Source organism: Natronoarchaeum rubrum (genome assembly GCF_024494695.1).
This window is the reverse complement of the sequence record NZ_JANHDP010000004.1, coordinates 221,179-234,773: the sequence shown is the minus strand read 5'-3', so window position 1 is coordinate 234,773 and position 13,595 is coordinate 221,179. Positions and strand designations below refer to the sequence as shown.

Below are 13,595 nucleotides of genomic sequence, written 5' to 3'. Positions count from 1 at the left end.
CTGTCAGGAAGCACGATGGATTGGATCGGCGGGGAAGCGACTCTCGCGAATCTCGCAGTACCGGCACTCGGCATCGTCTCACTGCTGGTCATCAGGACGTACTACAACCCGCATCGGAGCTGGTACTATTTTCTTTCAGCCTTCCTCTGCTGGTTCGCATCGCACCTGACCATTGGACTGTACGCCGGATCGCTCGTTCCGATGCCCCGTCTCGTCGGACTCACGATCGCGGTTCTGCTGCTGGGCGGATTTATGACGTTTTTTGGGTTGGCGCTCCTGTCGGTGTGGCGTGATCGGCGGAACGGCGTTTCAGGCAGAATCAACTGACTATCGAGGAGACGCGAAGTGCAACCGATAAGAGGCGCCGTTCAGAACGGCGCGCTCGGCCCCGGAACGGCGTCGTCGTCGATCGAATCGTCCGCGGGCATCGAGCCGAGACCCTCGGTCCCGTCGCCCTCCGGCACCTCGCCGGTCTCGATGAACTCCGCTTCGAGGTTCTCCAGTTGTTCGTTGATCGCCACGCTCTGGTGGTGCATCGGCGCGGCGCGCACTCGCACCAGATCGTAGTCGTGGTGCTCGGCGAGGCCGTTCCAGGCCCGGAACGAGCCGATCGTTAGCGTGTGGGTCTGCGGACAAAACGGCGTCGTCGGCGTGAACTCGGCGCGGAGCACCGACCGGTCTCCCGCATCGGGCGCGTCGGCGGCGTCGGCCTCTTCGGCGTACCGGTAGCCCGCCGTGGTGTGGCGAGTGTCGAGGTTCAGCCGGGCGAGGTTGTAGTTGAACGTCATGTCGTACACCGTGCGCTCCTCGAACAACTCTCGGGTGATCTCGTGGAACGCGAGGTGGTCCTCGCCGGTCAGGAGCTCCTGTTCTTCGAGGAACGGGCCCGGATCAGGGACGTTGCCCGGGACGAACTCGTCGTACCCGTCGAACAGCGCGTCGTCGTCGCCGCCGCCGAACGGCGATGGGAAGCCCGCCATACACCACAGTCGGGCCGCTCGCCGGGTAGCGCTGTCCCCCAACATGTTCGTGCGCACCCCGCTCGCGGGGATCGGCGCCACCGCCCGGACATATTCGGGACCAGAGTGACGCGGAATCGGCGCGGACGGTCGGGCGTGAGATTTCGCTGCACGCGCTGCGGGTACGAGCGCGACTCGGTGTCTGCGGTCGCCGACCACCTGCGGGACGATCACGACTGCGAGGACTTCGGGTGGTCACTCGAACGCATCCCCGAAGCGCCCCACGAGCGCGTCGCGACGGCGCTATCGAACCTGCCGCTGCGGCTCCGGAATCTGGGACGACGAGCCCGGGGCGGCTGACCCGGTTCCGCTGAGCGACGCCAATCCCCGCATCCCGACCGAACACGTTCGGCCGAGGCTACGCATTGTGTCGCCGACTAGTTGCGATACCGATGGCGACAGCGGCTTTCACGATCACGCTGCCCGAGGGGGTCTGGATCGGCGATCTCTCGCGGACCCATCCCGAGGCGGAGATCCGCGTACTGGCGGCGCTGCCCGACGACGACGTCGGCGTCGGCCACGTCGAGATCCTGCATCCGGACGCCGAGTCGATCGTCGAGTCGATGCGGGACGAGGCGTCGGTCACCGCCGTCGAGGTGTTCGAGGTCCACGACGGGCGCGCGCTGGTGCAGTTCCGCACCACCGAGCCGCTGTTGCTCGTGCCGATCCAGCGCACCGGGATACCGATCCAGCTGCCATTTACGATCGCCGGCGGCGAACTCGACTGGGAGATCACGGCGCCCCACGAGCGGCTCTCGGAGCTCGCGACGCTGTTCGAGGAGCTGGGCATCCCCTTCGAGGTCCACCACGTCCAGCAGAACGTCGACCTGCGCCAGCTGCTGACCGGCACTCAGTCGGAGCTGGTCGACGAGGCGATCGATCGAGGGTACTACGACACGCCCCGCGAGTGTACGCTGACCGAGCTGGCCGAGCAACTGGACATGGCGCCCTCGACGATCAGCGAGACGCTCCACCGCGCCGAAGAGAAGATCGTCAAGGAGTTCGCGGACGCCGGCGAGGTGGCGCCGGCACCGATGCGCCAGCGGCGCTGAGAGCGGCGTCCGGCAGTGCTGCCATCACAACGGCGTCGGGACGCCGCTGCGCGGACGGCAACGCTTTGCCAACCCGGTCCCGGCCGAACATCTTCCCCCGAACCTCTACCGACCGCCCGGTCCGAGTGTCGGTATGGTCGCGACCGACTTCGACGCCGAGCGCGAGTTCGAGGAGGGATTCTCCGCACAGCAGATCCACGCGAGCGATCGCGCGAAGGTCGTCCTCGGCTTCTTCCGGCCCGAGCAGTTCATCCCGGTCCACGCGCCCAGCAGCGACCTCGTCGTCACGGTCGTCGAGGGGACGGGCGTCGTCCGCGACGGCGACGAGGACCGCGCGGTCGAACCGGGCGACGTGGTCGTCGTGCCGGCCGACGAGGATCGGGGAATCAAAGCCGGCGAGACGGGGCTGGAGGCGACGCTGGTGACGGCGCCGCCGCCGACCGACGCCGAGCACGAGCCGGTGGGGCGCGGGCTAAAACAGGGGCAGTTCGAGCCGGAGTAGAGGGTCCGACGGCGGCGCGATCGCCTACAGCGGTAGCGGCACCCACCGCAGCCAGCGCAGCACGGCCTCCGGCGGGAACACGGGCGGGCGAAGCACGAGGTAGTCGAGCAGCACCAGCCCGCAGCCGTGGGCGACGACCGAGGGCAGGATCGAGTCGCTGGCGTAGTCGACGGCGCCGAAGAGCACGTCGGTCGGTCCCGACAGCGCCAGCTCGATCGGCGGCTTCCCCGAGTGCATGAGCGCGTAGACGACGGGGCTGACGAACACCGCCTTCGGACCGAGGTCGCGGACGCCGACACAGAGCAGCCCCCGGAAGTAGGTCTCGGTCGCCAGCGCGAGCAAGAACAGCTTGATCGCGTGAGGGAAGAAGTCGCCCGGCGCCAGCGTCGTCTCCCAGAGCGGATAGAACGTCCGGATCGAGGGCAGCGACGACCCGACGACGTAGAACGGGAGCACGAACAGCCCCAGCAGGACGGTGTTGCGCACCGCTTTTCGATTGACCGTCCAGCCGATGCGGCGCCCGTGGGTCAGTCCCAGCGCGAGCGGGCCGGCGACGTACAGGAGGAGGTCGCGAACGATCCGCTCGTCGAGCGTGGCGGGATCCCACTGGAAGTACGCGAACAGAAGCAGCGCCGCGCCGAGGAACGCCCGCTGGACCCAGGTGAGCGATTCGACGCGGTTGCGAGCGGTCCGGGTGAAGCTCGTCACGAGATGGATGTCTCAGCTCGTCTGGACGGGGCCGGTGCCGACGACGTCCTCGACGTCGTCGACGAACTCCTGTCGCCGCGAGAAGTACGTGGTCTCGACCTCGTCGAGCACGCCGCCAAGCTCCTGGGGACCGTCGGGGGTCCGGATCGTGACGTCGCCCTCCTTGCGGACGACCTCGCTCTTCTGGATGGGCCACTCGAGTCGAGAGGCGATCCGCGCGAGCGGCGCGCCCTCGACCGGCGTGCGCTCGCCGAGTTCGACGGCTGGGGCGTCCTCCTCTTCGTCGGCGTCGTCTGACATGTGCTCGGCTTCGGCGGGGCGGCGATTATGCTTTTCGTTTCTCCACCTCGTCGAGGGGGTTGGTTCGGGGTCGATATCCGGCCGTACTGCGGCGTCCGGACGCCGCTGTGTGATTTTGTTTCGTACAGCCGACGCGCGCCGAATACGCGACGGCGTCGCGGACGCGTGAGCGTCTGACGTAGTGTTATGTATCCGGAGCAACAAGGTGGCAAGCATGACCAGCCTCGCTGACGTTTACGAGGGCCACGTCGGGGAGGTCCGGAACGTCCGACGGCTGTACCTCGGCACCGGCCTGTTCCTCGCGGGCGCGGTGGTGACGGTTCTGGGCATACTCGTCGCGACGACCGGGCTCGCCTCGTTCGTGGGCATCGACGGCCAGTTCGCGCCGTACCGCTACGCCGGGCTGCTGGCGGGTCTGGGCGTTCCCGCCATCTTCGTCGGCGTCTCGACCGTCCTGCCGGCCAGCGCGCGACTCCGCGCGGCCGCCGTCATCGGGTCGAGCGTCACAGTACTGGGCGTCGCGCTGTTCTGGTACGCCTATCCGGTCCACTGGGCCGGCTACGGCCAGAACCTGACGCTCGCCGTGATCGGCGTCTACTTCCTGGGCGTGATCACGACGCTTGGCTGCCTGTTCGTCGGCATCGCCAACTTCAAGGAGCGAAACGCGCCCGGCGGGACGGTTTCGGTGCAGTACACGACCGAGGAGGGCGAGACCAAGGTCGTCGAGGTCGAGCGCTCTGAGGTTCAGGACGAGGGCCTCGGCGGCGTCGGCATGCTCGGCGGGACGCCGGACGGCAACGTCGAAACCCAGACGAACCGTCACGGGAGCGCCCGTTCGAAAAGCGGAGGTCGCGGGCGGTCGACCGGCCAGTCGGGACGTTCGAGCGCGGGCCGATCGGCGTCGGGCGGCGCGTCGACCCGGTCCGGGTCGAGCGCCACGAACGGGACCGGATCGAACGGCCGCCGTGACGGCAGGGGCGCCTACGGCGCGACCCGCGGCGGGACGGCCAGCGACGGCGGCGCGACGAGCGCGGACGTTTCGTTCCCGCTCGACGAGCAGTCAGACGCCGACGGTGCGTCGCCGAACCGCGACCTGGCGGATCGGTACTGCGGCAACTGCGAGCACTTCCGGTACGAGCGATCGAGCGAGGGGATGCAGCCCTATTGCGGCTACCACGACACCGTCATGGACGACATGGACGCCTGCGAGGAGTGGCAGCCCAACAGCTGAGCTCGTCGGCGACGGAGTGTCGGAGAATCACTCGTTTTCCGCGCGGGCGCGAACTTCCACGAGCGTCCGCTCGACGCGCTCCCAGTGGCTTCCTTTCCAGAAGAACTGTCCGCAGTCGCGACAGCGCCACGGATCGTCGACATCGTCGGGGACGTACTCGGGACGATTCTCACCTGCGCTCGCACTGCGACCCACCCGCTCCAGCACTCCGTTACACCGCCCGCAACGCGACGGCTCGGCGTCGAGCGTCAGGTCGATTCCCGCCGCGGCGAGCTCGACGAGTTGGTCGATTGGCTCGTGTTCGGTCAGCAACACGGCGTCGTCGGCGCGGGCGGCCAGCCTCTCGTCGCGCGTGACGACGGTCCGATCTTCGGCGTCGGCGAGCGCGAGGGCGGCCTCGTCGGCCTCCGCGTCGCGGTCGAGCGCGTACGCGGCGTCGTGCCCGCACATCCGGAGGAACCCGCGCAGGCCGCCGCACATCGCGTCCAGAAGGATCCGTGTCATCGAGCGTGCGCTCAGTGGAGGAATTCGCGCAGCTTCTCGACCGACCAGGCGTTGAGCACGTCGTCGGCCTCGGCCCAGCCGCGCCGGGCAGTGTGGACGCCGTAGCGGACGTGCTCGAACTCGCCGGGGCTGTGAGCGTCGGTGTTGACGGCGATCGCGGCGCCCTCGTCGATCGCGGCTTTGACCGTTCGTCCCCAGAGGTCGAGCCGGGCCGGGTTGCTGTTGATTTCCAGGGCGGTTCCGGCGTCGGCCGCGGCGGCCGCCAGCTCCGGAACGTCCAGATCAAGCCCCGAGCGCTGGTTGAGCAGGCGCCCGTGGGGATGGCCCAACACGTCGACAGCGGGGTGCTCGACTGCCCTGACGAGGCGGTCGGTCGCCTCGTCGATGTCGGCGTCGAGCGCGCTGTGGGGCGAGGCGACGACGAGGTCGAGTTCGTCGAGCACGTCGTCGTCCGTCGAGAGGTTCCCGTCGGCATCGATGTTCGCTTCGACGCCGGTCAGCACGTCGATCTCGGCGTCGGCGGCAACCTCGCGAACGGCGTCGATCTGCTCCAGCAGCTCGTCGTCGTCGAGCCCGGTGTCGCCGAAGATTCCGGGGCCGCTGGCGTGGTCGGTCACCGCGAGGTAGTCGTGTCCGAACTCGGCGGCCGCGGCGACCATCTCCGTGATGGCGTAGCCGCCGTCCGACCAGTCGGAGTGGGTGTGCAGGTCGCTCCTGATCTCGGCCTGCGTCACGAGATCTGGCAGTTCGCCCTCGGCAGCGGCTTCGATCTCACCGAGATCCTCCCGGATCTCTGGCGGCATCGTCGGGAGCCCCAGCGCGTCGTACATGCTCTCCTCGGTTTCGCCGGCGATGCGCTCGCCGACACGCTGGCCGGCGTCCGGATCGTCGATCTCGGAGATGTCGAACGCGCCGTACTCGTTGAGCTTCACGTCCCGGTCGAGCGCGTAGTTCCGGAGCGTGACGTTGTGGTCCTTGCTGCCCGTGAAGTACTGGAGCGCGCTGCCGAACTCCTCGGAGACGACGACGCGCAGGTCGACGCGGACGCCGCCGCCCGCCCGGACGCTGGCCTTGTGTTCGCCGGCCTCGATCACGTCTTCGACGCGCTCCCAGTCGGTAAAGGCCTCGACGACGGCCTCGCCGTCCTCGCTGGCGGCGAGCACGTCGACGTCGCCGACGGTGGCCCTCCAGCGACGGATCGAACCGGCGACCTCACAGCGATCGACATCGTCGCGCGCTCGGAGGTGTTCGAGGAGGGCGTCGGCGAGCGGGCGGCCGTCGCCCAGCAGTTCGCGCTCGCGGGCGGATTTCGCGAACTCGATGTTCCCCAAGATGTTCTGTTCGGTCTTGGCGCCGAAGCCCGACACCTCCTGTATCTCTTCCTCGCGGGCCGCGCGATCGAGATCCGCGAGCGTTCGGACGCCGAGTTCGCGGTACAGCGTTCCCACGGTCTTGGGGCCGACGCCTTCGACGCGGGTGAGTGCACCCATCTCGACGGGGAGCTCGTCTCGGAGTTCTTCCAGCTCGCCGATCGTACCCGTCTCGACGTACTCGACGATCTTTTCGGCGATGGCGTCGCCGACGCCGTCGATGTCCTCGAGTTCGGCGGGATCGTCAGCGGCGAGATCGGCGACCGAGGCGGGATGATCCCGGATATTCTCGGCGGCCTTGCGGTACGCTCTGGGTTTGTAGGCGATGTCCTTGGCCTCCAGCAGGTCGGCCATCTCCTCCAGCGCGCCGGCGACGGCGTCGTCGGTCGTCATCCGCCGCGCCCCCGTCCGGCGCCGCCGCCGAGGCGTCCGGAGCCGCTGTCTTTCTGGCCCAGCGCCTGCTTGAGGAACGACATCCAGCGCTTCCGGTCGGCGGCCTCCTGCGCCTGCTGTTCCCGTTCGAGGTCGGTCGGACCGAGGTTCTCCAATCCGTTGAGCGCCCGGTCGATGCCGACGATCGATCGCACGACGCGCTCGCCCTCCTCGAAGGAGATGTCGTCCTCCTCGATCCGCTGGCGGCGCTCCAGCCGTTCCCGGCGGAGGTTCTTCTTCGCCTGGTCGACGCGCTCGCGCTCGCCGGCCGGGATCGTGTCCCGGCGCTTGATCTCGAAGACGAACTCCCGCAGGTCGACCTGCTCGCCCTGAACCGTGATCCGCTCGGGGATCTCCGCGCCCACGGTGGCGCTCTCCCGGTCGATCCGCTCCAGGAGCTGCTTGCGCTCGTACTCTTTCACGGCCGTAGGTGGGGGCTGCACGGTGAAAAAACCAACTAGCGGTGTGACCGCGGCGTCGCCGCCAGCGCGAGATCGGACTTCCGAAGTCGATCGTTCCCGTCCGCTACATGCCGGAAAATACCACAGCGGACCACAAGCCCCTTTGGACCTCCCCCCGAAGCCCCGGTAAATGGCGACGTGTGACCAGTGTGGGCGCGAAGAGAACATGCCGTACAACTGCAACCAGTGTGGCGGCACGTTCTGCTCGCAACACCGCCTGCCGGAGAACCACGACTGTCCGGGCCTGAACCAGTGGAACGACCCGGACGGCGTGTTCGACAGCGGGTTCGACGACAGCGTCCAGAACCAGAGCGGGGGCTCGAAGGGCCTGCTCGAACGGCTCGGCATCGACACCGGACCGGGCGGCCCGCTGGGCTACTTCCGAGGGAACATGACGTACGTGTTCCTCGTGTTGATGTGGCTGACGTTCCTGGCGCAGCTAATCGCCGAAGCGACGTTGAACGTCAGCAGGTACTGGCCGGCGGTGTTCTCGGTGAACACGATCCACATCGAGTACGTCTGGACGTGGGTGATCTCCGTGTTCGCGCACGGCGGTTTCGGCCACATCGCGATCAACAGCATCATCATCTACTTCTTCGGCCGACTGGTCGAGGACTACATCGGCTCCCGAGACTTCGCGATTCTGTTCATCGTCAGCGGCGTCCTCGCCGGGCTCGGACAGACCCTGATCGCGCTCGCCCTGGGAGAACTCTCGCTCGGCCTCGGGGCCAGCGGCGCCGCACTGGCCCTGATGGGCGTCCTGACGGTGCTGAATCCCGACCTAAAGGTGTACATCTGGATGATCCTCCCGGTCCCGATCTGGGTGCTTACGGTGTTCTACGCCGGCTACTCGGTGCTGGGGATCGGCGCCGGGATCGCTCCCGGGGTCGGTCACCTCGCGCACCTGATCGGCCTCGCGATCGGTCTGCTGTACGGTAACCACGTCAAGAACGAGATCCGGACGCCGAACCAGGTCCGGATGGGCGGCGGTCGCGGGCCCGGCGGTCCGGGCGGCCCCGGCGGCCCCGGTCGTGGCCGGTTCTGACTACGACTGCCGATTTTCCTCATCCATGGTCTCAGTCGAACGTCCCGACTTGCTCCCCGATCCGGCGCTCTCCCGCGAGGCGATGGAGTCGCTCCAGCACGACATCGCCGCCGAAGCCGTGTTCGAGAACGACCTGTCGTTCGACCTCGCCACCGTCACCCAGGGGCCGCTCTCGACGCCCGGCGAGGAACCGCCGCTGGTCGCCGGCGTCGACCAGTCGTTCCTCGACGACCGGGCGATCAGCGCCGTCGTCGTCTCGCGGGGCGGCGAGGTCGTCGAACGGGTCTACGCGGTCACCGACCTCTCGATCCCCTACATCCCCGGCCTGCTGTCGTTCCGCGAGGGCGGGCCGATCGTCGACGCCTTCGAGGAACTGACCGTCGAGCCGGACCTCGTCCTGTTCGACGGGAGCGGCCGCATCCACTTTCGCGAGGCCGGCATCGCGACCCACATGGGCGTCGTCTTCGACGTGCCGAGCGTCGGCGTCGCCAAGAGCCTGCTCTGTGGCACGCCAGTCGACGCCACTGACGACCTGCCCGAGGGCGCCCGCGTCCCGATCGAGGCCGACGCCGACGTGACCGCTGCGGAGGGGACCGTGATCGGCCACGCCGTCCAGACGCGCCAGTACGAGTCGAGCAGCCAGTCGATCAACCCGCTGATCGTCAGCCCCGGCCACCGCGTCGACGCCGACACCGCCGCCGATCTCGTCGCGGCGCTGACGGACGGGTACAAGCTTCCCGAGCCGACGCGTCGCGCCGACGCCTACGCCGAGGAGGCCAAGTCGCTGTTGGACGGCTGACCGGGGCCACTACTGGATGCCTGAGCGCCGGCTACCCCCGGCACCGTCGCCTGCATCGCACCACGTCGTCGCGCCGGGATCGCACCACGTCGTCGCGCCGGGATCGCATCACGCCGTCGCGTCGCTCTCCGTGCCGTTTCGCACACGCTTTTTTGCCCGGCCCCTGAACGTTTCAGCATGGCCGACACGGAATCCGACGAGTCGACCGGCGACGGCCGGTCAGGGGAGAGCGTCCGCAAGACCGTCCTGATCACCGGCTGCTCCTCCGGGATCGGGCGCGAAAGCGCGCTGGCGTTCCTCGACGACGGGTGGACGGTGTACGCCACCGCCCGGAACGTCGAGGACATCGCCGCGCTCGGCGAGGCGGGCTGCGAGACCGCCGAACTGGACGTGACCGACGAGAACCAGTGTCGTTCGGTCGTCGAGCGAGCGATCTCGGAGACCGGTCGCATCGACTGCCTCGTGAACAACGCCGGCTACGCCCAGTTCGGCCCGATCGAGGAGCTGCCGACCGACGCGGTCCACGAGCAGTTCGACGTGAACGTCTACGGCCCCCACCGACTGATCCGGGCCGTCGCGCCACACATGCGCGAGCGCCGGACCGGGACGATAATCAACGTCTCCAGCGTCGCCGGCCGCCTCTCGTATCCCGGCAGCGGCGCCTACAGCGGCTCGAAGTTCGCCCTGGAGGCGATCAGCGACGCCTTGCGCCCCGAACTCGACCCGTTCGATATCGACGTGGTGCTGATCGAGCCCGGGCCGGTCGACACGCAGTTCGAGGATCGGGCGGTCGACGCCGCGGACTCGAACACCGAGCGGTCGGGCGCCTACGAGTGGTTCTACGGCGTGATGGAAGATACCCAGATCCTCGGCGGGGGCGGCGTCGGCGCCGTGACGGCCGAGACGGTCGCGGAGGCGATCCTCGACTCGGCGACCCGGACCGCCCCGCCCGCGCGGTACCCGGTCGGTCCCGTCGCGAAGTACGGCGACTACGCTCGTTTCCTTCCGGACTCGGTGCGCGATCGCCTCTACGGCGTCGTGCGGCGGCTGGCGTAGGCCGGCGGCGCGAGCGGTCCGCTAGAACGCTCAGTCCAGACAGCGAGCGACGATCCGCAGCATGCGCTCGCCGCGAACCTCGTCGGCGAACAGCGGGACGCGCTTGATGTCGTGCCCCCGGAACAGGTTCTGGGCCGATCCGAGCGCGTCCTGCTGGACGTCCCAGCGGCGCTGGCAGAACTCGCAGGTTTCGAGATTCGGCGAGACGAACTGCGAGGCGTCGACCTCGTCGGTCACGTCAGCGAGGTTCTCCATCACCTTGTTGACGACGACCGTACCGACGGGAATCTCGAACTCGTCGAGCTGACCCACGAGTCGCTGCGTCTCGACGACGCTCATCTCCTCGGGCACCATCACGACGCGGAAGTCGGTCTTGGCGGGGTCCCGGAGCGTCCCGCGGAGCTTCTCGATGCGATCCTGCAGCTCGCGGAGATCGTCGATCCCCTCCTCGTCGGTCGGATCCTGCCCGCCGAACATCCCCTTGATGCCGTCGACCATCCCGCCGATGCGCTCGCGGAAGGCGACCATCCGGCCGACCATCGTGTCCATGATCTCGGGCAGTTCCAGCAGGCGCAAGGTGTGGCCGGTCGGCGCCGTGTCGACGACGACGCGATCGAACCGCGGGTCGTCCATGTACTCGACGAGCAGCTGCATCGCCGCGGCCTCGTCGGCGCCCGGCATCGCGCCGCCCATCAGCGCGTCCATCGGGCCGTCGCCGCCGAGCATCTCACCCAGGCCGCCGAGCGGACCGCCGCCTGCGCCGCCCATTGGGCCACCAGCTTGATCGTCGGCGCCGAATGGACCGTCCGCGCCGGAGCCACCGCCTGCTCCCGGCTGGCCGCCGGCTCCGGGCTGGCCGCTCTCGCCCGACTGCCCGCCCATCCCGAACGCCGATGCGGTCTGTTCCATGGCGTCGTCCGGGTCGATCTCGGCGGCCCACAGCGGCACGTCCTCGCGGATGCGCTCGGGCCGGGGCGAAATGTCGGTCTCGAACGTGTCCGACAGCGAGTGCGCGGGGTCGGTCGAGACGACCAGCGTCGACGTACCCGACTCGGCGCTGGTCAGCGCGGTCGCCGCCGCCATCGTCGTCTTGCCGACGCCGCCCTTCCCGCCGTAGAGGACGTAGTCGGGCGCGTCCGGCGACAGGTCGTCGACCGCTCCGACGTCGATGCGCGAGTCGTCGTCCTGCTCCGGCCGCTCCGGTTCATCCTCCGGCGAGCGCTCGTCGCCGTCGTCCACGTCGTCGACGGGCTCGACGTCCAGCGAGTTCATGCCCGAGGGTATCGGCCAGGGACTTGTGTACTCGTCGGTCCGACGGTCGTTCGGCGGACGACTACGTACGGCTCCCGAACGGCACGCACCGCTCATAGCAACGGTTTACGATCCCGGGATCAGTCCGATCGTATGGTATCGCACGGCGGGACGGCGATGGACGATCCGGATCGGATGCGAACGTTCTTCGAGTCGGTGCGGGAGTGCGTCGATTTGCTGCCGACGCTACTGACCCAGTACCGTCGGGACGCCGACGCGTTCGCCGAGACCGTCGACCGGATCGACGCCATCGAATCGCGGTGCGACTCGCTGGTACGCGGACTCCGACACGAACTGGTCACCGGCGAGGCCCCGGATCCGTCCGCGGGCGGCACGCTCCAGTTGCTCGACGACGCCGATCGGATCGTCTCCCGCGCGGAGCGCTTCGCCAAGGAACTGGCAGCGATCCGCCCGGAACTGCCCGTTCCCGTCGACGGCACGCTGCAGGACCTGGCCCGCACGGCCAGTGAGGCTACTGCGCTGTTCGTCGGCGCCGTCGACGAGGAACTACTCGGTCGCTCCGGGGAGCAACTCAGCGGACGGTGTCAGCGCGTCCGAACGCTCGAACGCGAGTGCGACGAGCGCAAGTACGAACTGCTCGACAGGCTGTTTCACGATCCGCGGGTCGACGATCCGCTGCTGCTCAAGGACCTCGTCACGACGTTCGACGAGATCCCCAACGCCGTCGAGGACGCCGCCGACCGGCTGCTGTACGTCCGGCGCCGGACCCCGCCGATCGACGTCGAGTAGCCCTGACTGCGGCCACTCGCCGACCGGCGCAAGACCACCTCACAGCAGGTCGTTAATCCACCTGAAAAGCTCCGATAGCGCGAGCAGGCCGCCCTCGGACCGCGAGAGCCGTCGGCCCGTCCACAGCGCCGCGACGGCCGCGGTCGTGATCGCCGCGAGCCACGCGACGCCGCTCAGCACCGCGGGGCTCGCGGTCAGGGGACGGACGACGGCCGCGACCCCGAGGACCCCGAGCAAGTTGAACACGTTCGAGCCGATCACGTTGCCGACGGAGACGCCGACGCGACCGCGGCGCACCGCGACGAGCGAGACGGCGAGTTCCGGCGTCGAGGTGCCCGCGGCGACGATCGTCTCGCCGACGACGAGCTCGGAGATGCCGGCCGCGAGCGCCAGCGCGGACGCCGACTCGACCAGGAAGTGCCCGCTCGCGAGCACCAGCGCCAGACCGGCGACCAGCTCCGCGGCGGTCCGAATCCGGGACGTCGGTCCGTGATCGAGAGCGCCCGGCGGCGCCGCGGCCGCGTCGGCGTCCGACGGCGTCCCACCGCCCGAGTCGGACGCCACCTCGTCGCCGGTGCTCAGCAGGTACGCGGTGTAGGCGACGAGACAGGCGACCATCGCGGCACCTTCGGTGCGCGTGACGGTCGCGTCCAGCAGGACGCCGGCGACGATCGCCGTCGAGAGCACGAGTGCGGCGCCGTCGCGGCCCGCAGTCGTTCGGTCCACCGGAACCGGGGCGAACAGCGCGAGGACGCCGAGGATCAACGCGAGGTTGAACACGCTCGACCCGACCACGTTGCCGACCGCGAGGTCGCCCAGCCCGACCAGCGCGGCGTCGGTCGAGACGACGAGCTCCGGCGACGAGGTCCCGACCCCGACGACGGTCAGCCCGATGACGAACTCCGAGAGACCGAAGCGACGAGCGAACCGGACCGCGGCGTCGACGAACAGCCGGGCGCCGACGGCCAGCCCGACGACGGTGACGGCGATGACGACGACCGACGCGATCGGATCCGGCATTCGACGGCGCGTACGGTTCCGATCCCTAAATTGTC

The 13,595-nt window shown here is 68.9% G+C and carries 17 protein-coding genes; 9 read left to right on the top strand and 8 right to left on the bottom strand.

What is annotated here, in order from left to right; all coding sequences use genetic code 11:
• The first annotated feature begins 15 nt into the window (after positions 1 to 15).
• The gene (locus tag NO931_RS11890) at positions 16 to 327 is read left to right on the top strand and encodes a hypothetical protein (RefSeq protein ID WP_256392550.1); all 312 of its coding nucleotides are present in this window, start codon (positions 16 to 18) and stop codon (positions 325 to 327) included.
• Positions 328 to 368: 41 nt separating this feature from the next.
• Here NO931_RS11890 and NO931_RS11885 read toward each other — a convergent pair whose 3' ends face one another.
• On the bottom strand, positions 369 to 980 hold the full coding sequence (locus tag NO931_RS11885) for a DUF7998 family protein (protein ID WP_256392549.1): 612 nt from the start codon (positions 978 to 980) through the stop codon (positions 369 to 371).
• 135 nt (positions 981 to 1,115) lie between these two features.
• On the opposite strand from NO931_RS11885, the gene NO931_RS11880 reads away from it, so the two are divergent.
• The 3 genes from NO931_RS11880 (at position 1,116) to NO931_RS11870 (ending at position 2,573) form a co-directional block, all read left to right on the top strand.
• Positions 1,116 to 1,319 (top strand): hypothetical protein, encoded by a 204-nt coding sequence (locus NO931_RS11880; RefSeq protein WP_256392548.1) that lies wholly within the window; start codon positions 1,116 to 1,118, stop codon positions 1,317 to 1,319.
• A gap of 92 nt (positions 1,320 to 1,411) precedes the next feature.
• On the top strand, positions 1,412 to 2,071 hold the full coding sequence (locus NO931_RS11875) for a helix-turn-helix domain-containing protein (protein WP_256392547.1): 660 nt from the start codon (positions 1,412 to 1,414) through the stop codon (positions 2,069 to 2,071).
• Between the two features lie 133 nt (positions 2,072 to 2,204).
• On the top strand, positions 2,205 to 2,573 hold the full coding sequence (locus NO931_RS11870) for a cupin domain-containing protein (RefSeq protein ID WP_256392546.1): 369 nt from the start codon (positions 2,205 to 2,207) through the stop codon (positions 2,571 to 2,573).
• Positions 2,574 to 2,597: 24 nt separating this feature from the next.
• Here NO931_RS11870 and NO931_RS11865 read toward each other — a convergent pair whose 3' ends face one another.
• Both NO931_RS11865 and NO931_RS11860 read right to left on the bottom strand, forming a co-directional pair.
• A complete protein-coding gene (locus NO931_RS11865; RefSeq protein WP_256392545.1) occupies positions 2,598 to 3,281 on the bottom strand; it encodes a CPBP family intramembrane glutamic endopeptidase in 684 nt (227 codons plus the stop codon).
• Positions 3,282 to 3,293: 12 nt separating this feature from the next.
• Positions 3,294 to 3,581, bottom strand: coding sequence for a DUF5789 family protein (locus tag NO931_RS11860; protein ID WP_256392544.1), 288 nt, complete (start codon positions 3,579 to 3,581; stop codon positions 3,294 to 3,296).
• A 214-nt stretch (positions 3,582 to 3,795) separates the two neighbouring features.
• Here NO931_RS11860 and NO931_RS11855 point away from each other — a divergent pair, with 214 nt between their 5' ends.
• Complete coding sequence (locus NO931_RS11855) at positions 3,796 to 4,812, top strand: cell division protein CdpA domain-containing protein (RefSeq protein ID WP_256392543.1); 1,017 nt, start codon at positions 3,796 to 3,798, stop codon at positions 4,810 to 4,812.
• A 27-nt stretch (positions 4,813 to 4,839) separates the two neighbouring features.
• Here the strand turns inward: NO931_RS11855 and NO931_RS11850 are convergent, their stop codons facing one another.
• The 3 genes from NO931_RS11850 to NO931_RS11840 are packed head-to-tail and all read right to left on the bottom strand — an operon-like array spanning position 4,840 to position 7,540.
• Entirely contained in the window at positions 4,840 to 5,316 is a 477-nt protein-coding gene (locus NO931_RS11850) for a Mut7-C RNAse domain-containing protein (protein WP_256392542.1), read from the bottom strand.
• Positions 5,317 to 5,327: 11 nt separating this feature from the next.
• Complete coding sequence (gene polX, locus NO931_RS11845) at positions 5,328 to 7,079, bottom strand: DNA polymerase/3'-5' exonuclease PolX (RefSeq protein WP_256392541.1); 1,752 nt, start codon at positions 7,077 to 7,079, stop codon at positions 5,328 to 5,330.
• The gene (locus NO931_RS11840; RefSeq protein ID WP_256392540.1) at positions 7,076 to 7,540 is read right to left on the bottom strand and encodes a DUF5788 family protein; all 465 of its coding nucleotides are present in this window, start codon (positions 7,538 to 7,540) and stop codon (positions 7,076 to 7,078) included. Before NO931_RS11840 ends, polX begins: the two co-directional genes overlap by 4 nt.
• 169 nt (positions 7,541 to 7,709) lie before the next feature.
• Here NO931_RS11840 and NO931_RS11835 point away from each other — a divergent pair, with 169 nt between their 5' ends.
• The 3 genes from NO931_RS11835 to NO931_RS11825 all read left to right on the top strand — a co-directional run bounded on the left by NO931_RS11835 (position 7,710) and on the right by NO931_RS11825 (position 10,479).
• Complete coding sequence (locus tag NO931_RS11835; RefSeq protein ID WP_256392539.1) at positions 7,710 to 8,624, top strand: rhomboid family intramembrane serine protease; 915 nt, start codon at positions 7,710 to 7,712, stop codon at positions 8,622 to 8,624.
• A 25-nt stretch (positions 8,625 to 8,649) separates the two neighbouring features.
• Positions 8,650 to 9,423 carry an endonuclease V gene (locus tag NO931_RS11830; RefSeq protein WP_256392538.1) on the top strand — a complete coding sequence of 258 codons (774 nt, stop codon included), beginning with the start codon at positions 8,650 to 8,652 and terminating at the stop codon, positions 9,421 to 9,423.
• A gap of 177 nt (positions 9,424 to 9,600) precedes the next feature.
• The gene (locus NO931_RS11825) at positions 9,601 to 10,479 is read left to right on the top strand and encodes an SDR family oxidoreductase (protein WP_256392537.1); all 879 of its coding nucleotides are present in this window, start codon (positions 9,601 to 9,603) and stop codon (positions 10,477 to 10,479) included.
• A 30-nt stretch (positions 10,480 to 10,509) separates the two neighbouring features.
• On the opposite strand, the gene NO931_RS11820 is transcribed toward NO931_RS11825, so the two are convergent.
• On the bottom strand, positions 10,510 to 11,751 hold the full coding sequence (locus tag NO931_RS11820; protein ID WP_256392536.1) for an ArsA family ATPase: 1,242 nt from the start codon (positions 11,749 to 11,751) through the stop codon (positions 10,510 to 10,512).
• A 132-nt stretch (positions 11,752 to 11,883) separates the two neighbouring features.
• Between NO931_RS11820 and NO931_RS11815 the strand changes: the two genes are divergently transcribed.
• Positions 11,884 to 12,540 (top strand): DUF47 domain-containing protein, encoded by a 657-nt coding sequence (locus NO931_RS11815; RefSeq protein ID WP_256392535.1) that lies wholly within the window; start codon positions 11,884 to 11,886, stop codon positions 12,538 to 12,540.
• A gap of 39 nt (positions 12,541 to 12,579) precedes the next feature.
• Here NO931_RS11815 and NO931_RS11810 read toward each other — a convergent pair whose 3' ends face one another.
• Positions 12,580 to 13,560: a sodium:calcium antiporter gene (locus NO931_RS11810; protein ID WP_256392534.1), complete on the bottom strand. Its 981-nt coding sequence runs from the start codon at positions 13,558 to 13,560 to the stop codon at positions 12,580 to 12,582.
• Between the last annotated feature and the right edge of the window lie 35 nt (positions 13,561 to 13,595).